The sequence below is a fragment of the Candidatus Nanosyncoccus alces genome (genome assembly GCF_004138395.1).
GTDB lineage: Bacteria > Patescibacteriota > Saccharimonadia > Saccharimonadales > Saccharimonadaceae > Nanosyncoccus > Nanosyncoccus alces.
In genome coordinates this window covers 183,939-209,215 of the sequence record NZ_PRLM01000006.1, presented here as the reverse complement: position 1 = coordinate 209,215, position 25,277 = coordinate 183,939, and the positions used below count along the sequence as shown (strand labels likewise).

18 protein-coding genes are annotated in these 25,277 nt (G+C 43.0%); 10 read left to right on the top strand and 8 right to left on the bottom strand.

Translation table 11 applies throughout. The annotated features are described in order from the left end of the window. Positions 1-1,623 (top strand): single-stranded-DNA-specific exonuclease RecJ, encoded by a 1,623-nt coding sequence (gene recJ / locus G3RUM_RS03645; protein WP_129735474.1) that lies wholly within the window; start codon positions 1-3, stop codon positions 1,621-1,623. 340 nt (positions 1,624-1,963) lie between these two features. Then, positions 1,964-2,503: a CYTH domain-containing protein gene (locus tag G3RUM_RS03640; protein ID WP_129735472.1), complete on the top strand. Its 540-nt coding sequence runs from the start codon at positions 1,964-1,966 to the stop codon at positions 2,501-2,503. A 5-nt stretch (positions 2,504-2,508) separates the two neighbouring features. Here the strand turns inward: G3RUM_RS03640 and G3RUM_RS03635 are convergent, their stop codons facing one another. Beyond that, positions 2,509-3,495 (bottom strand): Kiwa anti-phage protein KwaB-like domain-containing protein, encoded by a 987-nt coding sequence (locus G3RUM_RS03635; protein ID WP_129735470.1) that lies wholly within the window; start codon positions 3,493-3,495, stop codon positions 2,509-2,511. A 619-nt stretch (positions 3,496-4,114) separates the two neighbouring features. Here G3RUM_RS03635 and rsmH point away from each other — a divergent pair. The 8 genes from rsmH (at position 4,115) to G3RUM_RS03595 (ending at position 13,314) form a co-directional block, all read left to right on the top strand. After that, positions 4,115-4,987: a 16S rRNA (cytosine(1402)-N(4))-methyltransferase RsmH gene (gene rsmH / locus G3RUM_RS03630; RefSeq protein WP_129735468.1), complete on the top strand. Its 873-nt coding sequence runs from the start codon at positions 4,115-4,117 to the stop codon at positions 4,985-4,987. A 324-nt stretch (positions 4,988-5,311) separates the two neighbouring features. After that, positions 5,312-5,656, top strand: coding sequence for a hypothetical protein (locus G3RUM_RS03625; RefSeq protein WP_129735466.1), 345 nt, complete (start codon positions 5,312-5,314; stop codon positions 5,654-5,656). Continuing rightward, entirely contained in the window at positions 5,643-7,430 is a 1,788-nt protein-coding gene (locus tag G3RUM_RS03620) for a peptidoglycan D,D-transpeptidase FtsI family protein (RefSeq protein WP_129735464.1), read from the top strand. The genes G3RUM_RS03625 and G3RUM_RS03620 overlap by 14 nt, the downstream gene beginning before the upstream one ends. Positions 7,431-7,436: 6 nt before the next feature. Further along, positions 7,437-8,462 (top strand): phospho-N-acetylmuramoyl-pentapeptide-transferase, encoded by a 1,026-nt coding sequence (locus tag G3RUM_RS03615; protein ID WP_129735462.1) that lies wholly within the window; start codon positions 7,437-7,439, stop codon positions 8,460-8,462. After that, entirely contained in the window at positions 8,462-9,694 is a 1,233-nt protein-coding gene (locus G3RUM_RS03610; protein ID WP_129735460.1) for an FtsW/RodA/SpoVE family cell cycle protein, read from the top strand. The genes G3RUM_RS03615 and G3RUM_RS03610 overlap by 1 nt, the downstream gene beginning before the upstream one ends. After that, on the top strand, positions 9,627-10,862 hold the full coding sequence (locus G3RUM_RS03605) for a UDP-N-acetylglucosamine--N-acetylmuramyl-(pentapeptide) pyrophosphoryl-undecaprenol N-acetylglucosamine transferase (protein ID WP_129735458.1): 1,236 nt from the start codon (positions 9,627-9,629) through the stop codon (positions 10,860-10,862). Before G3RUM_RS03610 ends, G3RUM_RS03605 begins: the two co-directional genes overlap by 68 nt. Positions 10,863-10,868: 6 nt before the next feature. Continuing rightward, positions 10,869-11,507 carry a hypothetical protein gene (locus G3RUM_RS03600; RefSeq protein WP_129735456.1) on the top strand — a complete coding sequence of 213 codons (639 nt, stop codon included), beginning with the start codon at positions 10,869-10,871 and terminating at the stop codon, positions 11,505-11,507. Positions 11,508-11,562: 55 nt separating this feature from the next. Beyond that, complete coding sequence (locus tag G3RUM_RS03595) at positions 11,563-13,314, top strand: hypothetical protein (protein ID WP_129735454.1); 1,752 nt, start codon at positions 11,563-11,565, stop codon at positions 13,312-13,314. A 686-nt stretch (positions 13,315-14,000) separates the two neighbouring features. Here the strand turns inward: G3RUM_RS03595 and G3RUM_RS03590 are convergent. The 7 genes from G3RUM_RS03590 to G3RUM_RS03560 all read right to left on the bottom strand — a co-directional run bounded on the left by G3RUM_RS03590 (position 14,001) and on the right by G3RUM_RS03560 (position 25,250). Beyond that, entirely contained in the window at positions 14,001-17,057 is a 3,057-nt protein-coding gene (locus G3RUM_RS03590) for a type IV secretory system conjugative DNA transfer family protein (protein WP_206660907.1), read from the bottom strand. Positions 17,058-17,076: 19 nt separating this feature from the next. Then, a complete protein-coding gene (locus G3RUM_RS03835; RefSeq protein ID WP_164998361.1) occupies positions 17,077-18,105 on the bottom strand; it encodes an HTH domain-containing protein in 1,029 nt (342 codons plus the stop codon). Between the two features lie 264 nt (positions 18,106-18,369). Beyond that, the gene (locus tag G3RUM_RS03580; RefSeq protein WP_129735452.1) at positions 18,370-19,971 is read right to left on the bottom strand and encodes a PhoH family protein; all 1,602 of its coding nucleotides are present in this window, start codon (positions 19,969-19,971) and stop codon (positions 18,370-18,372) included. A 118-nt stretch (positions 19,972-20,089) separates the two neighbouring features. After that, entirely contained in the window at positions 20,090-23,824 is a 3,735-nt protein-coding gene (gene dnaE, locus G3RUM_RS03575; protein WP_129735450.1) for a DNA polymerase III subunit alpha, read from the bottom strand. Further along, positions 23,821-24,072: a hypothetical protein gene (locus G3RUM_RS03570; RefSeq protein WP_129735448.1), complete on the bottom strand. Its 252-nt coding sequence runs from the start codon at positions 24,070-24,072 to the stop codon at positions 23,821-23,823. Before G3RUM_RS03570 ends, dnaE begins: the two co-directional genes overlap by 4 nt. Continuing rightward, positions 24,047-24,340: a hypothetical protein gene (locus tag G3RUM_RS03565; RefSeq protein ID WP_129735446.1), complete on the bottom strand. Its 294-nt coding sequence runs from the start codon at positions 24,338-24,340 to the stop codon at positions 24,047-24,049. The genes G3RUM_RS03570 and G3RUM_RS03565 overlap by 26 nt, the downstream gene beginning before the upstream one ends. A 31-nt stretch (positions 24,341-24,371) precedes the next feature. Continuing rightward, positions 24,372-25,250 (bottom strand): UTP--glucose-1-phosphate uridylyltransferase, encoded by an 879-nt coding sequence (locus G3RUM_RS03560; protein ID WP_129735444.1) that lies wholly within the window; start codon positions 25,248-25,250, stop codon positions 24,372-24,374. Positions 25,251-25,277 lie beyond the last annotated feature (27 nt).

Sequence of the window (25,277 nt, the reverse complement as noted above, 5' to 3'; positions counted from 1 at the left end):
ATGAGTAAATTATTTGAACGCTTGCTGGAAAAACGCGGGCTGGGCAGCGATTTTTTACACCCGAAATACGAAGATCTCACCGACCCATATCTGTTACCAGACTTGGAAAAAGCAGTAGAACGTATCACCCAAGCCACACAAACCGGCGAAAAAATCCTGATTTATGGCGACTATGATGTAGACGGTGTTACAGCTAGCACCGTGATGGCAGATACGCTCACTTTGGCTGGCATCAAACCTGAAAATATAGATATTATGCTGCCAGACCGTTTCACCGATGGCTATGGCATGAGCTCGCGCCTCATCGCCCGCGCCAAAAAACAGGGGGCCAGCTTGGTGATTACGGTAGATTGCGGCTCACGCAACCACGCTATTATCGACGAGTTAAATACTTTGAATATAGACACCATCGTTACGGATCACCACGAATGCGGCGACACTCTGCCCGAAGCCGTAGCGGTGGTTAACCCCAAGCGTCCAGATTTTACCGCTATAAATGGGTTAAGGGATTTGGCCGGTGTAGGCGTAGCTTTCAAGGTGGCGCAAGGCTTGGTAAAAAAAGGTATAATCTCCGACGGTCAAGAAAAATGGCTACTAGATTTAGTGCTAATTGGCACTATTTGCGACAATATGCTTTTTACTGGCGAAAACCGCATCCTTGGTTACTATGGCGTAAAAGTCCTAGCTAAAACTCGCCGCGCCGGTCTGAAGGAATTAATGTCTAAAGCCCGAGTAAAGAGTTTGACCGCCGAAAGCATCGGCTTTCAGATTGGCCCTCGGCTCAACGCCGCTGGCCGCCTTCAATCTGCTGATCTATCACTTAGCCTGCTTCGGTCTACTTCGCCTACCGAGGCTGCTACATTAGCTGAACAACTAGAAGAACTCAACAAAAAGCGTAAAGCTGAGCAGCAAACCGCTATGAAAGAAATTTCTGCCCACGGCGTGTCAGATGACCCAGTAATTATAGAAACCGGTACTTGGCATGAAGGCGTTCTCGGTATTATCGCTGGCCGTCTACTGGAGGATTATCATCGCCCTGCTTTTGCGCTATCAGAAGTAGAAAACGGTATTTTCAAGGGGTCTGGTCGAAGTTTTGGCGACTTTAACTTGGCCAAAGCGCTTAATTTTGCCAAAGATTCAATCATCGGTGGCGGTGGACACGCTGGTGCTGCTGGCGTGCGAGTAGATGGCAAAAAACTCTACGAATTTCGTGAGAGAATCAATGAATATTACAAAAGTCTACACCTTACCAACCAAGAAGAACATCTCAGACAACGTGCTGATTTGGATGTCCTAAATTTGGCCGACCTATCTCTCCAATTCCTCGATGAGCTTAAACTTTTAGAGCCTTTCGGGCCAGGGAACGAAGAACCGATTTTCCGTTTGCCAGAAGTAGATATTGTTAATATATCCCGTATGGGCGCCGAGCGGAACCACCTGCGCCTAGATATAAGAGACAAAAAAGGCAACAGCCTTAAGCTCGTTGCTTTCTATGCGTCTGAGCAGTGGATCGCCCTTACTCCGGAAGATAAAGTTGTCCCGCTAGTCAAACTAATGAAAAACGATTTCAATGGTGTGAAATCTGTAGAAGCCAGGATAGTAGACATAGAATTAATTTCGTGATAAAATTAAAGCATAAAAAGAGAAGTCCTCTAGGAAAACTTCTCTAAGTTTGGGTTGTCTAGTTAGCCTTGGCGGCTAGCTAGATTTTTTACTTCGGCGTTTCCTGCCCGGAAAGACGATACATAGCAGATTAATCCGTATGGTCATTTTCTATCACTCCTTTCCTAGAATCCTAGTCTGCCTAGAATAACCGTTTAATGAATCCTCACACAACCGCAAAACCTAAACTATAGAGTTTGTGAATCTATAACCCATTAAACTCCGAAGCCAACCCGCACATAGTATAGTCATGGTAGTTTTAGAAAGTCAACCCCCGACGTAAATATGCTATAATTAGCCTATGAAAAAGGTAATCTTAAAATGTAAATTATCTAGCCGGGACAAATTTGAGGATAAACTTTCTGACATCGACCTAGACTTTAGCGCCATCTATTGGCAGCACGACCGAGTTTATACACCGCGTGGTTATAAGAGAGGAATGAATCTTCCACGTCTAGTAATGCGCACCGAAATGAAAGCAGTAGATAAGCCGCCCAAGTATTCGCTTATACTTCGTCGTCACATTGAAGACTCTGGCATAGATGTGGTAGAAGAAACCAGCATCAAAGATTACCAAAACACCGTGAATATCATTTTGCAACTTGGCTTCAAACTGGTCGGCGAAGTATCTCGTCGTCGCCAAGAGCTAAAAATGGGTGAAGACACCTACATTTATCTAGATAAAATTGATGGCAGAAGCGGTTACTACGCCAAAATTGAGTCCAACCTAGGCCAAGACGACTCTGTTGCCGCCGCTAGGGAAGATCTTAAGAAAACTTTTGAGACTCTCAACGAAACCAACTTCGTAGACGACTCCTATTTCGAACTAAAAAACAATTAAAACTATTATCCGCGTGGCGGCTCGCCATCCGGCTCGCCTAGTAACTTCTTAGATTTAATCTCGTAACGCTTGCCATTTACTGGCGATACATAATAATCTTCGTTTAACAAATTTACAAACATTGTAAGATCTTTATCGTCCATGATAATAATCGAACCATCATCATCGGTCATTAATTCTAACTGCATTTCATCAGCATAGTCTAGTAATTTATCTTGCGGCATCTCCTCAGCGATGTCCATCGCCTGCACCTTTTTTAAAATCGGCTTTTTATCCGCTAGCAGGACATCTAATGTCAGCCCTTCCGCAAAAGATAGCTTATACTTCTCAGTCAATTCCTTTGCCTTCGCCTCAGCAATTACTTGCGACTTGTAATCATACTGGAACAAATTCTCAAACTTTGCCTGGTTAAACACGATAATCGTACCATCCACTATCGCCACTTGGTTGTCTTCTGGCATCTTTAGAGCAATCTCGGCCGAAAACGGCTCAAAGCTTTCGCCATTGATCTCCCAAGACGAAGCGCCTTTTAGTGCTGAAGACGCCGGCAGCAACTTAGCGATATAAAAAGTCTTGGTGCCTTCATCGCCTCCCGGGTAGGTAAATTTGGCAATAATACCTTTTACTTTTTTAAAGTCATACTCATTCTCTGAGAAATAATCAATATCTTTATACTCATTTTCAATCAGGTGGATCAAAGTTTCGGCCCGGCCAACCTTAGGAAGGGAAGTGCGATAAATCACTTTTTCTTCACCGTCAGCCCGCTCATAATCGCGCACTTCTAAGCCTTTATCGGCCTCTTCGATAATATAATGTACTGCCTCTTGCACGAACATTGATTTTACCGCGCCAGTCAACTTATCCGAATACTTTATCTTGTACGGCGTGTAATTTTTGTTAAACAAAAACAGCTCTGCCGACACATTATTTTTTACTTCATCGATTTCGTTCGCCCAAAGAAAGACATCAAACGGCTCACCAGTATTTTCCATGAATTTTCTCCACTTATTTTTCTTAATTATATCACATGGCTATGCTATGGTTAGATTGTTCTTAGAGTAATAATACTTACAAAAAACCGGCTTCGGGGCCATTTTTGATAGGGAATTACTATAAAAACAAGATACAAAACTATGTTCGGTTATTACACCACAAACCGGCCAAAAATCAACCAGGCCCTGTTCGGGAAATTAACAGGGAAGTTTTCCACACATGCGAAAAACTACATGCACAAAAAAGTCCAAAAAAGCTCTTGCATTTTGTGAAAAATTATCATAAACTTAAATCAGCGAATAAATAAACAAAAACGCTAAACAAAAAGTCGTACATTAAAAAAGTTTGAGATCGACCAACTAGGAGCTCTAGCGCGCATTAAAATTCAAGCGAGATGCGAAACCAAAATCGTGCGCTCTTTCCTTAAAACACACCTCCCAATAAAACTCTATGAGGGTCGAAAGACCAAACACAATAAGTCTCTCAACGGCTACAATGTGTGATTTACTTCGTGTAAATCAAATTGTGGTGGATAATATTGTGAGTAAACAAAAATCAAACAGAAACAAACCCGCTAAGTTTCTAGTTGAACGATCTCAAACGTTATATAATTAATGCATGAAGAAACTACATACACCTGTATTACTATCAGAAGTTCTAGCAGGACTTGACCCCAGGCCGGGCAAAACTTATTTAGACTTGACCGCAGGCTATGGTGGACACGCTAGCGAAATTTTGGATGTAACACGGCAGTTTAAAGGTTCAGTTTTGGTAGATCGGGATGAGTTTGCTGCGGACTATTTAAAGCAGAAATTCCCCCGCGACATTGAAATCAAAAATACCGACTTTTATGGTGCAGTGCTACAGCTTGCCGAGTGTGGAAAAACTTTTGATATGATACTGGCAGATTTTGGAGTTTCTTCTCCGCAACTAGATATGGAAGAAAGAGGTTTTTCGTTTAAACATGATGGGCCTCTAGATATGCGCATGGATAGGCGTCAAGCTTTGACGGCAGATACGGTTGTTAACACTTATGGCGAAAGAGAACTAACAGAAATTTTTGTGAGATTTGGCGAAGAAAAGCCTGGTCGCGCAAAAATGCTAGCCCGCGAAATCGTCCACCACCGACCAATACATACCACCAAAGAACTTGCCGACATCATTCTCGGTAAATCTAGGTACAGTAAAACTCATCCCGCCGCACGCATCTTTCAAGCTATTCGAATCGCTGTCAACGATGAACTCGGTGAGATCGAAAAAACTTTACCTTTGCTGCCAAAGCTATTAAATAGAAACGGTCGCTTAGGAATTATTACTTTCCACAGTCTAGAAGATCGGCTAGTAAAGGATTATTTCAAGGAAGCATCCAGTTTTGGCGAAGAATCTGAACTGAAAATCCTTACCAAAAAACCAATTACTGCGGAAAATCAGGAATTAGTTATCAACCCGCGAGCACGCAGCGCTAAACTACGCATTGCTCAGCGGAATTGATAAAAATAAAAACATAAAAAAGGAGGCAATATGCCAAAACAAATCGTAGTCGCGAATAAGTCTCGCGCCCAAAAAGTTAAGGTACATTTCCGTTAGTCTCCCTTCCCGGGCAAGGCGGCTTACGGCTTTGCCCGGTATTCCGTGACTAGCGCGATGGGCTTTTAGCCCGCCAAATAGAGTTTCACGAGAGTGTAAAGTGTATGACCTTCCCGGGAGCTTTTATTAAGTTACTTATAGCTCTGCTTAATCAAAAGCTTCCGGACTAAGACAAAAAGGTCTCCAAAGAGTTAGAAAACAAACAAAAACAAACATCAGCGAGGAAAAATGCAACAAACATATACCACCAGACGCGGTTCAAGTAGCAATACTTTTGCCCGCAATCGTAATACGGTCCGCCATACCAAAAGAAGCTTAGGTTCAATCTCACAAATCGTGATCGTTAGTATGCTCACTCTTGTTTTTGGTCTTATTTATGTAGCTGAAGGAACCAAAGCTACTAGTTTCGATTATGAAATTTCCTCCGTTGAATCAGAAATTACTGAGATGAATGCTAAAAAAGATGATCTTGCCGTAGAAAAGGCGCGGCTAAATTCCGTCGCTACCGCCAAAAACAGTACCGTTGCAGCGGCTATGGAAGATGCCACGGTAACGGGGTATGCCGCGGATTAGCTACCAACATTTAACTACTGCCACTCCGGTCGTTTCCACGCATCACCGGATCAAAATTTTGAAAAAAGTAGTTTTAGTTGCGCTTGCGATTATCGCAGTGCGACTTTTTTTCATTCAAATCATAGAGCATAACGATTGGCTAGCCAAGGCAGACGAGCAGCATACTTTGCTTGAAACCATTGTAGCCAAGCGTGGAGAAATTTACATGATGGATAAGGGCGAACCAGTGGCCGTAGCGCTTAACCAAACCACTTATCAGATTATTATTGATCCGGCCGTCACCGACAAGGATGAAATTAAACACGCTCTTGAGGCCCACGCCAAGGAATACATTGTGGTTGATCTAGAAGAAGTTTACCGCACAGAGGGGTTACGCTATTCTATCGTTGCTAAAAATGTTCCTCGCGACGTAGCAAACAAAATTGCTGAGAAAAATATCTCTGCTGTCTGGTTCCAAAAAAATAATCAGCGCGTCTACCCCGAAGGTGAAATGGCATCCGGGCTGCTCGGTTTTGTGAACGCTGACGGCTTAGGCCAGTATGGCGTAGAGGGTTCACTTAACGATCTGCTCTCAGGCAAGGACGGCTTACTTAAAACTACCGCAGACGTCAACAAAGTCGCTCTTTCTATTGGCAATGACAATATCAAAATCCCTGCCGAAGACGGCAAAAATATAGTTTTGTCCGTAGATCGTGGTCTGCAAAAAGGTGTTGAGGAGCTTGCGGTTGAGTCTATCAACTCTACAGCCGCTACTAATGCTGCTGCTATTGTCATGAACCCTAATACCGGCGAAATTCTCGCGATGGCTAATCTTCCAAACTATAATCCGGGTGACTACGGAGCTGTCAAAGACGCCTCTGCATATATGAATTATACGACTGAAGTCCCGTATGAACCAGCCTCCGTCTGCAAAAACTTTGCTTTTTCTGCCGCTATTAATGAGGGGGTAATGACTCCAGATACAACATACTTCAATGAAGGTTACGAAATTATCGATGGATGGAAAATCCAAAATGCCGAACAGCGTTCAAGCCTTTATGGCACTATTAATATGCGCACTGCGCTCTACTGGTCGCTCAACACAGGCTCCATATATGCACTCAAATTACTCGGCGGGAATCCTGGGGCAATTACCGCGCAAGGACGTGAAAAACTTTACGATTATTATTACAACAAGTTCCGCCTCGGGCAAGCTACGGGCATCGAACTGATAGAAGCTGAAGGCTATATACCTGACCCTAATGAGGGATGGGGTCGCGATTCCGTCTATGCCAACATGACGTTTGGTCAGAACCTCGGCATTACTATGCTTCAAACTGCCACCGCCTTTTCGGCTGTTGTTAACGGAGGTACTTATCATACCCCCACCATTGTAAAAGGCGTCCTAGAAGATGGGGAATTAAAAGCCGAATCTTTCATTGAAAAAATAAATGACAAAATCCTTTCAGATGATACAAGTGCAATGATGCGGGAAATGTTGATCAACAATCGCAACTACAAAGTCCGTGGTGGCATAGATAAAGCCGGGTATGCTATAGGGGGCAAGTCCGGCACTGCACAGGTCATCAAAGATGGTGCCTACGATGATACTATGAGTGAAACAGTCGGTACCTACATCGGTTTTGTTGGGCCGGAAGGAGAGTTGCCAAATTACGTAATAATGGTTAAAATGTGGGGAGAGGGTCAATATTTGGATGGCGGCATTGCCAGTAATTTGTTCGATAGCCTCTCAAATTACGTCATTAATTATTTAAAGATAAAACCGAAAGCATAATATAAAATGGGCGAAATCAACGAAGAAGTATTTTATGGACTATTGTTAGCGTTAGCAGGATTCCTTTTTTCCATGTTCCTGACACCCCTATACACTCATTTTGCTTACAAGTATAAGTTCTGGAAAAAGCAAAAGCGTACTACCGTAGACGGCAAAGATCTTCCCATCATGACAAAGCTCCATGCCCATAAATTTAAACGTGTTTTTCCGACTATGGCTGGTCTTGTCGGCGTCATTGCTGTTACTGCGGTCACCTGGATTTTTAATTTGGATCGTGGGCAAACCTGGTTGCCGCTCGTCGGCTTTCTAGGCGGAGCCTTAGTTGGCGCAATCGACGACGCTATCAATATCTTCGGTTCTGGCCGTGGCGCGGCAGGATTGCGTGGCCCAGTTAAGTTTTTCTTAATTTCCGTCGTTGGGCTAACTTTAGGCTGGTTTTTTACCTTTAAGCTTGGTTGGACAGATATCCTAGTCCCATTTATTGGTGATTTTGAAGTCGGAGCTATCTGGGTAATGCTAATTTTTGCCTTCGCTGTGGTTGCTACATCCAACGCAGTCAACATCACAGATGGTTTAGATGGCCTTTCTGGTGGCCTTGCTATGATGGCTTACGGTGCTTACGGAGTGATAGCTCTTTTCCAAGGCAATATTCTTCTTTTTGGGTTTTGCCTCACCGTAGTCGGTTGGCTTCTAAGCTACATCTGGTTCAACGTCCCGCCAGCCCGTTTTATGATGGGAGATACTGGTTCGTTTGCACTTGGTGCCGGGCTTGGTGTAGTTTCCATGATGACAAATTCGTTTCTACTCTTGCCAATTATTGGCCTGCCCCTAGTTGTGGAAACTGGCTCTAGTTTGATTCAACTCATCTCTAAAAAGTTTTTTGGCAAAAAGGTCTTCATTTCTGCACCACTTCATCATCATCTAGAAGCTAGAGGTTGGGGTGAGGCCAAAATTGTCATGCGTTTTTGGATTGTCGCTGGTGTCTGCGCTATTTTGGGCATCTTTATCGCAGCTACCGGAGGCGCTATTTAATGGCCATTATCCGTAAACATAAATCAGACCTTGTGATATTATTTACTACTTTGGGCCTGATGGCCCTAGGCTTAATAGTAATTTACGCCATCGGCCCCATGCGCGCCAACGTTCTGAACTCTACCTATGGGTCCAACTATGATTCTAATTTCTTCTTCGTTGGCCAGTTACGTTCGGTGGGGCTATCTTTACTAGCGTTCTTTGCTGCCTTCAAGTGGGTTCCTTATAAATATATTAAAAAAACCGCTAAGCCAATCATGATTATTGCGCTAGCTTTGTCTGGCTTACTATGGATCTTATCTATGATTGGTTCGTCACTTGTAAAATGCGAACTAGGTGAATGCCGCTGGTTCAACTTTGGTGGGCTTAGCTTTCAGCCAGCTGAACTATTAAAACTCGCCATGGTCATCTACTTAGCTGACTTTCTCGCCCGCAAGAGAGAAGAGGGCGTCATCGGCAAATGGCAAGAGTTTTGGGTACCGCTCATAATTATCTGTGGCATTTCACTTTTTCTTGTAGTAATTGCTCAAGGGGATCTCGGTACTGGCGTAGCTCTCATAGCCATCATTTTTGGCATGTTACTTATTTCCGGTGTTCCTGCGAAACAATATCTCATCATGCTAGCGGTAGTCTTGGCTGTAGCTGTTGGTTCAGTTGTCACTTCTTCACATCGTATGGAACGTGTAGATGCCTGGCTAACTACTCTTACAGGCGGGGAGAGTACTGACTCTACTTATCACGTTGAAAACGCTATGCTTGCTATTGGCACTGGCGGGATGTTTGGTGTAGGAGTAGGAAACTCCGTGCAGGCTACTGGATATTTGCCAGAATCAATCAATGACTCAGTTTTTGCTATTATGGGCGAAACCTTCGGTTTTATTGGGCTTTTTTTAATCATTGCCGTATTTGGCATAATGCTTTTACACATGCTCAAAGTTGCCGATAATACACCCGCCATTAGCGATCGCCTGCTTATAACTGGGGTGTTTTCTTGGACCCTCGCCCAGGTTGTTGTCAACATTATGGCCATGACTTCACTCGTGCCAGTCACCGGCATCACTTTACCACTTCTCTCTTATGGCGGTACCAGTATGATTTTCATTGCCTTTGCCATTGGTCTAGTTCTACAACTTTCATGTTATACTAGTAGGGAGGTAAGTAAAAATGAAGATATTAGTAGTCGGCGGGGGGTCCGGGGGGCACATCACTCCGGCAGTCGCCGTAGTTCGTGAAATCTTAGACCAAAAACCCCGTGCAGAAGTCGAATTCTGGACCGATTTTAAATATCACAAAAACGTCACCAAACTCACTACGGAAATTGGCGTTTCTTGGGGGGAAGAGGACAAAGCTACCCGTCGTGGCAAGGGATCATACATTCGCGTACGCCGCATTCCGGCCGGCAAGTTTCACCGTTATTCCAACTGGCACTTCAAAGATTATTTCGTGCATCTTGAAGTCACCTTAAAAGATTTGATTTTTGGCAACATAGTTGGTTTTTTGGGGTTTCTTGGTGGTATTATTGCGGCTTTTTGTCGTTTGGTACGCAAAAAATCACGCCCAAATGTAATATTCCTCAAGGGGGGGTACGTTTGCTTACCGGTAGGGCTTATTGCCCGGCTATTTAAGATCCCTTATATTATCCATGAATCAGACGTTGTCGCTGGTCTAGCTAATAGATTGCTAATGCGAAAAGCCAAAAAAGTAGCTTTTGGTATGCCGTTGCCACAAGGTCTGCAAGAAAGACACCCCAATTACGTTTGGACTGGCATCCCGGTCGGGCCAGAATTTAAACCAGTTAGTTTAACCAAACAGAGGTCTCTCAAAAAAGCTTTTTCTTTTAATCCAGATAAACCCTTAGTTGTAATTACTGGAGGGTCACAGGGTTCCGAAAATCTCAATGAAGCTACTCGGCAAATTCTACCTGAACTACTGAATTTTACTTCAGTAGGCCTTGTAGCTGGCCGAAAACATTATGAAAATATGGTAGACCTCAAAAAATATGAAAATTGGGAAAAGGCTTCGCTAGAATCTAACTTTCGTATGTGGGAATTTAACACTACTATGAACGAGCTAATGGGGGCTGCCGACGTGATAGTATCACGTGCTGGCGCTACTACTATTGCCGAAATGGCCGCACTTAAAAAATCTACCATCTTGGTGCCATTCGAACGTTTGCCAGGTGGACATCAAGTTAAGAACGCTGAACGCCTTGAGGCCGCTAGCGCCGCTGTCGTAGTGAAAGATGCCGATATGGTAGCCAACCCCAGCAAATTGCTAGAAGAAATTCGCCATTTGATAAAATCCCCCCGTTTGCGCGCCGATATGGCCGACCGTCTTGCCGAGGAGGCTCGCTCCGACGCCGCAAAACGTCTAGCCGAAATAATTCTAGAGGAAGCCTGAGGTTAAATGGCTAGACGCGCCTCATTTCCTGACAAGGATGAATCTAAGCAACCAGTTTTGGTTCGCCGTGTCGCGAATCGTCGTTCTACATTAAAATCCGGCCGCACCATCGGTGAACAGAGAGAGAAATTCGAGACCGCCAATGAGCGGATGATCGCCCGCCAAAAGGATAAACGCCAGAAGCGTCTTCGGGTTTTTCTCGTAAGTTTCGGTTTTGCAACTTTGGCCGCTGTTCTAGTGGGCGCGTATCTTCTGTTGATTGATCGCAGTGGCGAAAACCAACTCAAGAATAAACCTGAAGCCTACGTCTATCAACCCACTATTGAAATCGTAGACGAAGATGCAACAGCTGCAGAGGGCAAAATAACCTCCCGTATGCAGGAATATATCGGTCAAGCCGAAGCCGATTTTCGCAGTCTCGGCTATCAACCTACTAAAGCGGTACTTCCGACTAATACCATCCGCGAAGTAGACTTCTATCTAGACGGCCACTCGGGCTTTATTAAGATGGTGATTGATCGTGGTACTGCCGTCTCAGTAGAAGATGCCGACCGTATGCTACGTTATCTTGCCGACCAGGGAATTACGGACTTTCAGTATATTGACGTCCGTCTCCCCTATAAGGGGGGGGGGGGGGGGGGGTAGAATTATAAGCATAAAGGTTATACATAAAACAAAAACGTAGAAAGGAAAAATATATATGCTAGAGATAAACAAGAGAACAATAGTCTGTTCTGCTATTTTGTCGACAAGTTTAGCGTTAGCCTGTCTATCTTGTAACCACGCATCGGCCTATACTTATGTCGGCTATATGGGTACGGAAGAGGGTACGTTAAAATATTTTAATGCTCATGGAGACGGCATGGGTGGCTTGGATTTTGCTGTTGGATGTAATGAATTAAATAGTTTTATTGCTAACAATACCTCTTCATACTGGACGAATATTTATCTTACAGAGGATTGTAGTGCTAATATTACTATTCCCACCGGTAAAAAAATCAATCTCCTAACTGACTACTATACTTATTCTTACACTGGCCTTAACGGAGGAACCGTTACCGACTATTATGGATCGTTGGATAGTGCGAATACTTCATTTCCAGCCGTGGATCATTACAAATATAACAGTTTAAAATATACCGATGTGAGCCACACTTTGACGAACGCTGGCTCTGGTAGCACAATTACTATCGAAAACGACGCCACTTTGATTCTTACTGGCGAAGTTTCCGGGACTACTAATGCTGCTATTAACAATAGTGGAACAATGATGTCGATGGCCACAGTAAACGGAAATATTATAGTAAACAGTAGCGGTTCTTTATATTTAAATGGCGGCGATTACACTAATGCTAATTTTTCAAATATCACTGGTAGCTTGAAAATCGTAGACGCAAAAATTGCCAGTAGCGGCATCGCCAATGAGTATACAGTTAATGGTTGTAAAATTGAACAGTCCAATGATGGCAAATATGTCATCACTCAGCCCGGTTATCCATACCAGTACTTCAAAAATGCATACATACCAGTAGCGGTAGATATTGATATGCCTCAAACTATAACTGGCGTTAGCTATCCAGAAATAGTAGAAGCTTCAATGGTAAACGGTGTATCATGGGACACGAGTGTCTTAAAAGTATCCGGCACCCCAACTACCGGCATTACACTGACTGGCGTTAAGGGTGGAGTAATTGGGTTTCATGTTCAAAATCAATATTATACAGCATTGACCGGATACAATGAATCGGATCCGATTGAAAGATATCAAGAAATCATGGTCTATAGATTACCCGAAGGAACTTCTACCGAAAAAAGAATTCAATTTAACAAAATCCTCAATAACCTATTTCCAGCATCAGAAAATGGTTTTATACCTGAAGGCTCGCTCAGAGCTTTTATAGAAAGTAGCGGCGGGACTCTAGATCTCGAATTCACGGAAGAAACCATAGACGAATCAGATGTACCAGAAGAAGATTTAGATTTGATCCAAGATAGTGCTAAAGAAAACAATTCTACTATCGAGGAATATTATGAAATAAGCGCAGCCATAGTCGAAGCCGACACGTCTAATGAACTGTATGATATCACCGATCTAGGTGACGATGTAACTCAAACCTTCAAGCTTCCTGCTCCTGAAATTGAAGGAGTAGACAAATATGACGCAGTATATCAAGTCTATAGAGTCCACGATGGCGAAGTTGAATTATTGCCATCAACTATAGAAAACGGAGAAATTGTTTTCGATACTAATAAATTCAGTACATACGCCATAGGCTATACCAATAAAGTTGGGGTGCCAAATACGGGCGCTGGTAGCATCAAAGAAGTGGTAAAGTCTATTATTGGTTCTATTGCTGCGTCCGGGATCTTATCGGCCGCCATGATAGTTACCATGCGTAAAAATAGCCTTGCTAAACACCGCCACAAGCGCATCGATTTCGACAAACGATAATTATCGGCTACGACAAAATTATGAATAACAGACCTCTCTTTTAGGGGTCTATTATTCATCAGGGTATAAAAAGTCTATCAAAAAAGGGAAACGTTCGGTTTTTGTTCTAGAATTATAATTCCGTAGTTTCCTATTTCTGTTCGGTTTTCGTTCGGAGATTTTTCGGTCCAAAAACATCCACTCCGCGCGCCCACTCACGGGAAAACAGGGAAAAATGTAAAAAAGGGAAATAAACCAAGGGAATTGTCAAATTTATAAATTTGGCTGAAAATCCGCAAAAACTGGCAAAAACCGACATTTTAGATTTTGAACTTCAAAGCGCCAACTAGATTAGAAGTACCTCCGGCTAAGCTTGTTCGCGCCTGCCTGCCGAGTAAGTGTAAAAATCATCAACCAACAAGTCCAAGCTTTGAAGGAAATTGTTATTTGAAAATGGAAACACAACTTAATTCCCGCCCGCCCAGAAATATTCACTCATAGAAGACGATAACTCAACCGTCTGAAAACCATAAGCTCAATGTCTTAAAATCTGTATTGTACGACGTTAAAACTATATCGAAAAGTCGATCGGCTCCACTCATGCTAATTTACTTTATTTTTTAGCTAAGCCCACACTTACTTTTATTTTCTTGTAAAAGCCCGAGTTTGTTTTTAAACTCGGGCTGTCTTAGATTTTTTTGATTTGTCTAATGCTTTATGGATAAGAATCCATCCACCGAGTTATCTTTGCTGGCGAAGTCTTCAGTGTGCTTAACTGGGGTAGACAGGGGTAGAGAATTATGAGACGGTCGGATATCTATGGTTGATTTTTCTTGGTATTCCACCTCTGGCCTAACAGAGGTATGGTTAGAGACATTCTTTGTTGGAGTGTTATTTTGCACAACAGGGAGAACTACAGGGTTAGAGTTGGTTTTTTCGGAACGTTTTCCCCCTCTCTTTGCTTGATTACGACGGTTTTTACTGCCCTTCTTCCTTTTTTTTGTCGTCCCATTGCTGGACACGTCTGGTTTTTGCTCTGCGCTATTTCCCTGATCTTGATTATTGCTCTCGGCTACTAACCTTGCTAAATCTTTTAACCCCAGTCTCTCTTTGCCTTCAGCCGTGTTTGGACTCAAATTCTGCCGGCGAAAATCTGCTTGCGGGGTAGGTTGGTATTTTAAGTTCGGTTTTTGTTCGGATAAAGAGCCAAAACTAAATGTTTGCGTAGGCAAGTTAGACGTTTCGTTTCTAATATTTACAGGCTTAAACACTGGTTGGTCTTTACTATTAATTACCAAGCGGGGTTCATCCTGACGGCCAGAATCAGAAAGATCTTTCTTGTATTTCTCAGATTGTTCGATTGTTTCACGAATTTCCGCCTCCACCTCTAGCCGTGGTCTAGCAAAGTTCTCACGTGAATGATCCATAATTGCCTTAAAGTTATCCTTAGGCGTGTCTGGTATTGATAAAGTAGTAGCCGAGAATGCCGGCACTTTTTCGCCATTAATAATCATTGATATTACGAAGTGTCGGTTATTTAGTTGAATGATATCAGACTCTTCAAAAGTGGGCTCGAATTGTTTCACTAGCACTGGTGCATCATCGGCAGATACTCGGAAAGAAATCGTGGTTCCTACGTTGCCAAATACAGCATCGCGCACGCTATCAGTCATCTGAGCTACATATTGATTTGCTACGGTTAGATTCAAGCCGTATTTGCGTGCTTCGGATAAAATTACCGCAAATGAATCTGTAGCAAAATTCTGAAACTCGTCCACGTATAAATAGAACGGCCGTCGATCCGCTACGTCTGGAATATCCGAACGTGACATTGCTGCAAGTTGTACTTTTGTTACCAGAAAAGCCCCCAAAATGCCAGCATTATCCTCTCCAATCAGACCCTTAGAAAGGTTCACTACTAGTATTTTTCCTTCATCCATAATTTTGCGGATATCAAATGATGACTTGGGCTGCCCAATAATGTTTCGGATAATTGGATTAGCCGTAAAAGCCCCCACCTTGTTCAAAACCGGAGCAATAGATTCGTTTACCTGCTTTTCGTTCCACTGCCCAAACTCGTGTTTCCAAAACTGCAGCACTGTCACATCTTTGCAATAATCCAGAGTTTCTTTACGGAAGTCCTTATCAGTTAGAAGTCTCGAAATGTCAAGGAGTGTGGTCTCTGGCCTGTCTAGAAGAGCCAACAAAGTATAACGCAAAATATGCTCGAGTCTTGGGCCCCAAGAATCACCAAACATCCGCTTAAGCACTCCAATGACTTCTGAACAAATATTTGGTTTGCGCGTAGGATCGGTAATCTCGAGCGGGTTAAAAGCGACCGGGAAGGCTGTGTCCGCCGGATTGAAATACACTACATCTTTCACGCGTGACTCCGGGATAAATCTTAGATTATCTATAGCAAAATCTCCGTGCGGATCGATAATACAATATCCCTGATTGTAGAAAATATCAGATAGCGCCAAAAGCTCCAGCATCCCGCTTTTCCCTGCCCCGGTCTGCCCAATTATATATACATGGCGTGAACGATCACGTCGCAAAAGGCCAAATTGATGGTTAATCCCGCGGAAATTCGTTAACCCAAATGCCGAGATATTCTCGTCGGTGGCCACATTGCCAGTGAGCACCGGTAATTTAGCAGGTGGCTCAGCCGTTTTGGACGAAGCCCATACGATATTTGGTGTTTCTACTGACGTATGTGGCAAATGATATACTGAAGCCAATTCAGAGATATTCAAGATGAAACCACGATTCGAAAATTGCCGCACCTTGTATGCATCTAAATCGGAAGCGTTAAAACTTCCCCCCACTTGTTTAAAGCCATTAAGATTGGTAGAATTATACTGCTTGAACGTTCCTACCAAAGCTTGCATATTAAGTTTAGCGTCAGTTTGGTTTTGTCCTAGGTAGGCCAAGCGAATTTTTACATCATAGCCTAATTTTGTAGCCTTTTCTTCAGCTTTAGTGACACGAGTCTTATCGCGCTCAGACAGCTCTACTTTTACTTCTGATCCAGTGCCTCCAGCTGGCGGGCGGAACAATGCCCCAATCGCCTCTGCTAGCCAAGTCCAATCGATGCCGGTACCAGCAAAAAGCGATTTTTTACCAGATTTCACCCGGCGGACCCATTTGTCCGTAGTATTTTTATGCCAGTCATCTGGGATTGGTCTCGCCAAAATCTGAACCCAAAGCTCTTCTGATTTGTCTGGGCTAAGTTTTGCCAATGTGCCAGTGATTCCTGCCAGCGGATCCACCTCAAAAGTGTCAAAGGTTTTAATCGGTAACGCTTCATTGTCAATCAAACTCAATTCCGCTGAGTAATTTACTGGGTACTTACTGCGGTCATCCACGTAATCCTCGTTCATCTTGTAAATCTGCACGGTCGGGTATTGAGAATAAATCTGCCCTTCCACGAAGCTTTGTAGTACTTTCGGCACCCAGACGTAAAACCTAATTTGGCCTGCGGTCGAAGCAATCTCAAACGATAAATGCTCTTGCACGCCACCAGAGTTCTTTAACTCTTGTTTATCTCTTAAAATTCCGTGCAAACTAGCAAAAAGCTGTTCTGCCGCGAGCTCTTTTTTATCGTTATCACGCGGGATTTCAAGCATCAATAATACGGAATCCACATTTAAAACTTTCAGCTTATTCAACTTTTTATAATTACGATAAGTCAAAAACGCCAAAATTCCTACCACTGGGATCCAGAAGATAGGCATTAAAATAAAATGTATGACTTGTTCCATAAAATCATTTTATCATATATTACGCTAGCGTATAAGAGTTCTTGTCGATTTTCTTAAATAATGCTTTGTTTTGCAAATTTAGTAAAATTGTCGTTTCTTTGACCTTGCGCACTTTTAATACTTGCTTGACAATCTCCTCGCGCGAAAGAGGTTTTTCAGACTTCTCCAGAATAGATTTAATAATTTCGGAGATAGTTCCCTTCTTATACCCCCAATTACTGAGTGCATAAATACCTCTTCCAATTAATACGAACCGAGGGTCTTTTATTAGTTCGTTATGGATTGCTTGGATAGTTACATTTTTGCGTTTAAAATTAGACTCGGCAATCTCTTTTGCGATATCCGAAAAATGCATCGGCTCTTTCTTCGTCTCTAAAACCACGAAAATCTTATCACGGATATTCTTTGGGTTCACTGCCGGCCACTTCGCCAAACCCCATACTCCGTTAAGAGTTGCCAACAATTTAGAGATTGACGCCACGGCCTTAATGTAGCTAGGATGCTCATAATCTAACTTGTTGTCAAGTTCATCCACCGTCATAGGTTTCTTGTTTTCCTTGATGACTTTAACAATCTGATCCACCTTCTCACGAATGGCCCTACTGTCACCGTATTCGGCAATACCTACGGCGGCATTATAACGGTCATTCTCTTCTACTACAGCCAAACTTTTAGAAAAAGTCGCTATAAAATAAAGGCCGGTCTTTTCGGACGCGGTAGCTGGTCTGCCATAGACTTTATCGGCGAGGTCGGAAATCTTCGCCACCCGCCCCATTTCAGTTAGGTTACGAATCAATATCTTTTCAGCAGCGGCTAATTCTGGAATCTGATTCTCCTCAGCGGAAATTTGGAGACGAATAAGAATTGCCTTTTCGAGTTGGCGAACCCGTTCCCTAGTAATTGATAACATCTCACCAATTTGTTCAAGGGTCTCTTTGTTGCCAGCTAGTCCAAAGCGTCGAGAAATAATTTCTTTTTCACGATCTTGTTCGATAATTCTTAGACTGCCGGAGATTGCATTTTTGAGGATTTCCGCATTTTGGTCCATCAGTATATTTCCTTATCCCACTACTGTTAATATTGTTAATTCTACTTATAATATCATAGTTTTAATATAATGTCAACTACGATTTCTAATAAATTCTTTTACTATTGTAGCACATTTTTTACTTTTACAAAAGAAAATGTAAAAGCATAAACTTTATTTCTCAAATTGAATAGATTTTGGGCTTTTCGCACTAGATTTTTCCGTTTTCTATAAAAATCCCCGTCACCATGTAATAGTGGCGGGGATAGTAGAAAGAAGGAAATATTAATGGGCTCTTTTGTCTTTCTGGCGACGAGCGACTTCCCTTACTAAGGGATGACGTATTACTTCATCTTCAGTAAAACGTACTTGCGCTACCATCGGATTGTCTAATAATAGTTTCGAAGCATATACCAAACCGTTATTATACTTATCCAGATATGGTGCATGGATTTGCTCAATATCTCCAGTTAAGATGATTTTGCCTTCCTTGCCGATGCGCTTTATCAAAGTATCAGCTTGTGTTGCGCTCTGATCCTGGAACTCGTCATAGATCGCCAATTCAAAGGAAAAATCACGGCCACGAGCGTTCTCTATTGGTATACTGGAAAACCAGTTTTCCCAAATGTTATTGATTCGGTCGTTCAGCTTGCTCTTGATTGAACCGCTTTTTTCTGCGGAGCTGTCAACGGGTACAAAAGATGCATTATCTTTCTCTTTCCGTCTTCTCTCCATTTCCTTACGGGTAGCCTTATCTTCATTCAACAGATAATTTCTCAGAGCATTCTTTAACGGTTGAACATCAGGATCCATTTTTTCGTCTAAATCACCCGGCAAAGCACCGATATTGCTGTGGCTCTCGCAAGGTACCACAGTTACTCCGATGTAATCGCCGTCTTTGCAAGCCTGGTAGCCATATATGGTGGCCATATACGTCTTGCCAGAACCAGCTGGGCCAGTACAAATAATAGCAGCGATGTTAGGATCCATCAACGCCTCTGCATAAATAGCCTGACCGGAATTCTTAGGGTAAACTGGAGACTGACGCACATATTTTAGTCCGACTATAGATCGCTCTCTAGCGTCGTAGCGACCGATGTTGGAAAAATACGGGTCTTCGTTCGGCCTGTAGTCTTTTGAGTAATCGTTCTCGTCCTCAAGGCTCATCACGATAAACTCATTGGCAATCAATTCTGGTTGCTCAGGCATCAACGCTTGCCATTCTTCAAGACTGAGTCTTTTGTTGGCAAGAAAGTTGTTGAATAGGTCTTTTGGCACCACTACGTCTCTTCTACCAGTATAAGGCTCAGGATACCTGTAACCGTAACGATGGGTTTTGACTCCACGAATCATGGCTCGTGTTGCCAATCCATTGTCATTAGTCAGAATCGTAACGTCAGCCGTACGCTCTTGGGTGAGCTTATTTTGACTCGCGGAGCCATCCGTATCTGACCCCTCTGCAATAAAGGCCGTGGCTAACGCCGCCAAAATGATTTGTCCATCCATATCGTCTCCAGAAGGGCTAAACGGCAGACACTTCTTGAAATCCTTATGCACTGGCAAAATCGACAGCAATTGATTGCGTTGCGGGATCTTTATTGGTGCACGTAGCCCATAAGCTTGGCTCAAGATAGGCGGCTTATCAGCTTCCATTAAGTCACGAATTCTCTTTAGCACGGTTCGGGCTGCTTTGCCGCGTTCGCTCTTTTCCTTTTTGAAGTTGGAAAGCTCACGTATTACGACTGAAGGAATTACGAGATGTGCACCAGTTAAATCGATCGTGGGCGCCTCTAAGGCTATTTTTGGGTTACCGGGGGGGGGTATAATATCGACATAATCTACGAGGACATTAGTGTCGATAATATAATACTGTTGACCTCTTAACATTTGTTAATCTCCTCCTTTTTAATGTACAAAGGTCTTCTTACCTATGAAAAATGAGAGCTTCCTTGTGCTCCCACCTTATTTCCAGTATATACCAACTCAGTGACTTTGAAAAGTTGATTTATTTTACTTTTACTTTTTCTTCGCCAATCAAATCTTGCAACTTTTTTAATAAGTCGTCCGACACTTCCACCTTAAAGGGCATCCTCAAAGGTCGTTTTCGCTCACCGTCACGCAGTACCAATACTACTTCTTGAAAACCTGGGTTCAAATCCGCTAGTCTTCGGATCGCTGATAGAGTATCTGTATCATTAGCATCTTCTATTAATAGATAAAGCCTCTCTTTGCGAGGGTCCTTAGGCGGCTCTTTCAATACTCTGGGAGTATCCGCTATCGAGGACATCTGGGTTTCGTTTGTGTTACTATTTCTATTGTAAACGCGCTCAGCTGAAGTTTTACTATAACGCTTCTTATTGCCACTTGGCGCCAAGGCTGGTGCGGCAAGTTTGGTACCAGTAGGCTGGTAATTTTTTAAGAGATTATCAGACACTAGCTCTATGGTCTCTGCTAGTAGCTTCACATCCGTTGTAATATTCCCGTCTCTATCGGTAGCATTAACCTTACCACGTACTCGTATTACGTTATCCACCTCCAACTTTCCACCATATTCAGCAAAGGTGCTTGGGAACACGATAAACTCTGTTTCGGCAGACTTATTTTCCATCTTTACGAAGGCCATTTTGTCTCCCTTTTTAGTCATAATGGCTCGCACAGCCGTAATAATTCCGCCAATTGTCACAATACGGCCATTGTTTTCCGCATTAATAGAGTCCATTGGGTGAGTTTGTTCTTCAAAGTAAGTATCATATTTGTCTAGAGGGTGAGCGGAAAGGTATAGACCCATCAAATCACGCTCCCATAATAGTTGCTCTTTTTCTGGGTGTTGCACGGGAGCTTTTTTGATTTCTACTTCCGGCACTGCTCCGGCTTCGCCCATCATTCCAAAAAGATCGGTTTGCCCAGAGCCTATGTCTTTTTGAATTTTTGCCCCATACGCCTGAACAGCTTCCAGATTAAAAAGTAAGTCAGAACGCGAAAAACCGAACCTATCGAACGCTCCTGTTTTGATTGCGGCTTCCCACGATTTTTTATTGAATTTCGTACTATCCACCCGTTTAGCAAAGTCACAAACAGATTTAAAGGGGCCATTTTTGTCGCGTTCGGGGATTACGTAGTCTTCAACCAAAGATTTGCCCATGCTCTTAATCCCTGAAAGTCCAAAACGAATCGTTTTTTTGCCCCCCACAATACCAAAGTCTCCGTATGATTGGTTAATATCTGGACCAAGCACTTTTAGTCCCATGCGTTTACACTCTGTGATTTCAATCGCTAAACGATCTGTCCAACGCATATCTGCTGTCATTAACGCCGCCATAAATGCATCCGGATAATGGGCCTTAAGATACGCCGTCCAATAAGCAATTAAAGCATAACACGCTGCATGAGACTTATTAAAGCAATAATTAGCAAACTCAAGCAATTGTTCCCAAAAAGTTTCTGCAATCTCTTTTGTAGCTCCACCCTTTTCTACTGCACCTTTGATGAACTTAGGTTTCAACTTGTTCATCAAATCCACCTTTTTCTTCCCCACTGCTTTACGCAGGGTGTCAGACTCACCTCCGGTAAACCCACACCATTCACGCGAAATCTGCATGAACTGCTCTTGGTAGATCATAATTCCGTAGGTATTTTTGAGCGAATTCTCTAGCCCTGGATGCAAATAGGTGATTGGCTCTTCGCCGTGTTTACGCTTAATAAATGAATCAATAAACTGCATTGGACCCGGGCGATATAACGCCACCATAGCGATGATATCTTCAAAAGTAGAAGCTTTCAGAACGCGTAAATATCGTTTCATGCCGGCGGATTCTAACTGAAATACGCCAGTAGTTTCAGCTCTTTGCAATAAGGCGTAAGTTTCCGGATCGTCTAAAGGCAATGTAGATAAGTCGATGTCATTATTATAGACTTTACGAATCATCCTTAGTGCGTTATTGATTACGGATAAGTTAGATAATCCTAAGAAGTCCATCTTGAGCAACCCTAACTCTTCCACTTGGCCCATCGGGAATTGCGCAGCAATCGGCCCCTTAGCAGATACTTCCAATGGCAAAAATTTTACCAAATCATCTGGCGCAATAATTACACCACACGCATGTACGCCATGGTTACGAATAGTTCCCTCAAGCCGGGAGGCAAAATCTATCACCTCCTTGGCTGTTGGATTCGTTTCATACTCTTGTTTTAAGTCTGGCACATCACGGATCGCGTCTGCTAAATGCACATGATGGCCCATTACTGGGTCAGGTACCATCTTCGCAAGCTTATCAGCCTCTGCATAGGGCACTTCTAGCACGCGGGCCACATCGCGCACTGCGTTCTTCGCCATCATTTTACCAAAGGTTGCGATATTGGAAACTCTATCGAACCCGTACTTATTAGAACAGTACTCAATTACCTCGTCGCGACGTGTATCCTGGATGTCCGTATCAATATCCGGCATGCTAATGCGATCAGGGTTCAAAAAACGTTCGAAAAGCAAATCGTATTTCAACGGATCCAGCTCAGTGATGCGTAAGGCGTAGGCTAAAATAGAACCAGCTGCGCTACCGCGCCCAGGTCCATACACTATGCGCTGTGATTTTCCCCAGTTAATAAAGTCTTGTACGATTAAGAAATATCCATTGTATCCCATTTTATCCACCACAGATAACTCGTAATCGATACGAGGTAGAATTTTGTGCGCTTCGTCGCGCTTTTTGTCTACTTCCTCGATAATTTTGCGGCAGTCTCCTACGCTTAAGTCCAAAGTCTCATCCAGTTTCTTCCCGCCATATCTATAAACTAAGCCCCGAAACACCAGTTTATCCAGATAAGTTTTTTCGTCTTCTCCGTCTGGTACGGGAAATTTCGGAATCAAAATTCGGCCCAATTGCAAATCTACGTTGCACCTGTCAGCTATCCTCTTGGTATTTAACACCGCTTCTGGACAAGTATCTTGCCAGTGCTCAATTATTTCGGTTGCCGGTATGACATGTAAATCATAATCCTTTAGTGTCATTCTGTTAGTGTCGGACAAATTGGCTGCAGTCCCGATACATAATAGTATTTCATGAGCATCTTGGTCTTTTTTGGTAAGGTAATGGGCATCACAGGTAACCACTAGCGGTAAGTCTAGCTCCTTAGCATGCGCCATGTGCCAGTCATTTACTTTTTTCTGTTCAGCTGAATGTGTAGTAGATTTTGGATGGCCGTGATCCTGCATTTCTAGATAAAACCTATCCTTGAACACGTTTCGATACCAGTCTATTAACTCATAGGCACGTTTGTCGTCGCCAGCGCGTATTGCCTCGCTGATTTCCGATCCCATACAACCAGACAAGCAAATGATGCCTTCGTTATATTTTTCTAGTTCATCATGGTCTGTGCGTGGCTTATAGTACTTACCGTGCTCTTCGGCATTACTCATGATTCGGCAAAGGTTTTCAAAACCTTTATTGTTCATAGCAATTAGCGTAATATGGAATCGTTGTTTATCGTGCGCAGGATCTTTATCGGTCATTTTCCGAGCAGCAACATAAGCCTCCAGTCCCAACAAGGGCTTAACTCCGGCCGCATTGCATTCTTTGTACAACTCAACTAAACCTGACATTGTACCATGGTCTGTGACCGCTACCGCTTCCATCCCCTCACCTTTTACGAACTCTACCAGCTCAGGTACCTTCGTCAAACCATCCAACAGCGAGTAGTGCGTGTGATTATGCAAGTGTACAAAATCACTCGGTTTTAGGTTCATTTCTTTTCGCCAGTTTTCTTGGTTTTGCCCTCAGGTTCTTTCTTGCTTACGGGAGCACTCTTAATTGTATTTTCCTTGTTTTCTTCGTGGCAGCTGCATTCATTACCACATTCACAGCCTTCCGGCTCTTCCTCATCGGTTTTTGTACGGATAAACTTTCCGGCAATTGCTCCGGCTACACCACCAAGCAATGCCCCTAAAAAGAACTTTCCGGCGCCACTCTTATTCTTCTGTTTTTCTTCCGTCATCTTTTTTCCTTTCCTTAATTTTTTCTTTCAATTTCGGCGTGATATATTTATCTACAAACATTTCCATTGTGCCACCGATAGATGTCATACCTTTTACGTTAGACACTATGCCATTAGTATTTTTGGCAATGTCTTGCCCTTCAATCACTACTTTTTTAACTTCCTTACTCAAATCTATCAATCGGACTATTAGCACAATTCCTAAAATCAAAAACATCAAAAGAGTTATGCTTAATATTACGACCAATATCCATTCAGCTGTATTCATATTTTTCTCCTTGTAACCATTATAACACTAATTATTTGGAGGCTTCTACGATTTTGCGCACGTCATCACCGTAGTCACTGTAGTTTAATACGTACTCTAAGTGTGCCAAGAAATAATTTTTCGGATCGCCAGTAGTGATCCACTTACCTTTACTTTTCGCTACCACCACGTCGCCATGTTCGGCTAGCTTGGTGATTGCGTCCACTGTCCACAGCTCTCCATCTAGTCCAGTATTGGAGGGGACTAAATATTCAAAAACTTCCGGAGTCAGCAGATAGCGTCCATAACTAGTCAAGTTGCTCGGCGCCAAATCTGGAGTTTTTGGTTTTTCTACAATGTGGCTCAAGGTGCCGTTTGCTTTCAGCGCTACCATGCCATATTTGTGCCATACTTCTTCTGGCATTTCTTGCGCCGCAATTACGGCCTTGGCTCCAGGTGCTTTTTCGTAGTCTTCGATCAAAGTTTTTACGTCGCCCTCACCCAAAATTAAGTCGTCACTATATAGTACCACAAAGGCTTCTTCGTTTTCTACATATTGCTTCGCAGAAACAATTGGCGAACCATTCCCATAAGGTAGGTTCGCATCCTGTTCTATCACGGTAATTTTCGGGAAATTCAATACCTTCTCTACCGCTTCAAATCTGCCAGACTTTCCCTGTTTATCCAGCAGGATTTTTACATTGTTGGCTCTATTATGAAAGTAGTCGTCGTAAATTTCTTTAGACTTAGTATTTGGCGTGGCCACAATGATAATTTCTTCAATGCCGGCCTCCACACATTCTTCCACACACAACTGCATGACCGGCTTTGCGCCTATTGGGATCATTGCCTTCGGTATGGTTTTGGTAATCGGTAAATAACGACTGGCAAACCCAGCGTCTGTAATAATAGCTTTTTTAATAGCTGACATTAAGGCCTCCTTAAGACCTGATTATAA

Excerpts from the sequence above, each read along its gene's own strand:
- recJ (WP_129735474.1), top strand. The coding sequence starts at position 1 with ATGAGTAAATTATTTGAACGCTTGCTGGAAAAACGCGGGCTGGGCAGC.
- G3RUM_RS03640 (WP_129735472.1), top strand. The coding sequence starts at position 1,964 with ATGAAAAAGGTAATCTTAAAATGTAAATTATCTAGCCGGGACAAATTT.
- G3RUM_RS03635 (WP_129735470.1), bottom strand. The coding sequence starts at position 3,495 with ATGGAAAATACTGGTGAGCCGTTTGATGTCTTTCTTTGGGCGAACGAA.
- rsmH (WP_129735468.1), top strand. The coding sequence starts at position 4,115 with ATGAAGAAACTACATACACCTGTATTACTATCAGAAGTTCTAGCAGGA.
- G3RUM_RS03625 (WP_129735466.1), top strand. The coding sequence starts at position 5,312 with ATGCAACAAACATATACCACCAGACGCGGTTCAAGTAGCAATACTTTT.
- G3RUM_RS03620 (WP_129735464.1), top strand. The coding sequence starts at position 5,643 with ATGCCGCGGATTAGCTACCAACATTTAACTACTGCCACTCCGGTCGTT.
- G3RUM_RS03615 (WP_129735462.1), top strand. The coding sequence starts at position 7,437 with ATGGGCGAAATCAACGAAGAAGTATTTTATGGACTATTGTTAGCGTTA.
- G3RUM_RS03610 (WP_129735460.1), top strand. The coding sequence starts at position 8,462 with ATGGCCATTATCCGTAAACATAAATCAGACCTTGTGATATTATTTACT.
- G3RUM_RS03605 (WP_129735458.1), top strand. The coding sequence starts at position 9,627 with ATGAAGATATTAGTAGTCGGCGGGGGGTCCGGGGGGCACATCACTCCG.
- G3RUM_RS03600 (WP_129735456.1), top strand. The coding sequence starts at position 10,869 with ATGGCTAGACGCGCCTCATTTCCTGACAAGGATGAATCTAAGCAACCA.
- G3RUM_RS03595 (WP_129735454.1), top strand. The coding sequence starts at position 11,563 with ATGCTAGAGATAAACAAGAGAACAATAGTCTGTTCTGCTATTTTGTCG.
- G3RUM_RS03590 (WP_206660907.1), bottom strand. The coding sequence starts at position 17,057 with ATGGAACAAGTCATACATTTTATTTTAATGCCTATCTTCTGGATCCCA.
- G3RUM_RS03835 (WP_164998361.1), bottom strand. The coding sequence starts at position 18,105 with ATGGACCAAAATGCGGAAATCCTCAAAAATGCAATCTCCGGCAGTCTA.
- G3RUM_RS03580 (WP_129735452.1), bottom strand. The coding sequence starts at position 19,971 with ATGTTAAGAGGTCAACAGTATTATATTATCGACACTAATGTCCTCGTA.
- dnaE (WP_129735450.1), bottom strand. The coding sequence starts at position 23,824 with ATGAACCTAAAACCGAGTGATTTTGTACACTTGCATAATCACACGCAC.
- G3RUM_RS03570 (WP_129735448.1), bottom strand. The coding sequence starts at position 24,072 with ATGACGGAAGAAAAACAGAAGAATAAGAGTGGCGCCGGAAAGTTCTTT.
- G3RUM_RS03565 (WP_129735446.1), bottom strand. The coding sequence starts at position 24,340 with ATGAATACAGCTGAATGGATATTGGTCGTAATATTAAGCATAACTCTT.
- G3RUM_RS03560 (WP_129735444.1), bottom strand. The coding sequence starts at position 25,250 with ATGTCAGCTATTAAAAAAGCTATTATTACAGACGCTGGGTTTGCCAGT.